1 protein-coding gene and 1 pseudogene are annotated in these 580 nt (G+C 64.7%); both read left to right on the top strand.

Going from position 1 to position 580, the window contains the following annotated elements; translation table 11 throughout:
* On the top strand, positions 1-336 hold a 336-nt coding region (locus ACYVKQ_RS23205; protein ID WP_460677763.1), incomplete at its 5' end, for a helix-turn-helix domain-containing protein.
* Positions 337-365: 29 nt separating this feature from the next.
* Positions 366-580 (top strand): annotated as a pseudogene (locus tag ACYVKQ_RS23210) (IS1 family transposase); the annotation flags it as partial.

A 580-nucleotide genomic window follows, 5' to 3' on the forward strand; every position in this document is an offset into this window, starting at 1 on the left:
GAGTCGAGCTGCAAAAATGGGCGCATGAACGGCAAGCAACGCTACCGCTGCCGTTCGTGTGGCTACAATTACACGGGTGGCGTGGGCACGGGCTACCCGGTCGAGCAGCGGCAGGTGGCCCTCAAGCTTTACCTGGAAGGGCTGGGTTTTCGGGCCATCGGGCGGGTGCTGGACGTCTCGAATGTGACGGTGATGCGTTGGGTGCGCGCCTACGGCCAGCGGGCCCAGCAGCAGGCGGCGGACGCGCCGGCGCAAGCCGTGCGCATCGCGGAGGTGGACGAGTTGCACAGCTACGTCCAGCGTAAAAAAACGCCTGCTGGGTCTGGCTCGCGGTAGATCGGGAACGGAAGCAGGTGCTGGACGCGGTGGTCGGCGCCCGTGACGAGGCGACGGGCGCCCGGTTATTCGCCTCGTTGGCGCGCCACACGTTCCAACTCGTGTGCACCGATTTCTATCGTCCCTATCGCAACTTGGTGCCCATTTACCTGCACTACCGCAGCAAAGCCGAAACCACCTCCGTGGAAAGCTGCAACAGCCTGCTGCGCCACTACCTGGCCCGCTTCCGACGCCGCACCAAATG

Source organism: Hymenobacter coalescens, from assembly GCF_054783195.1.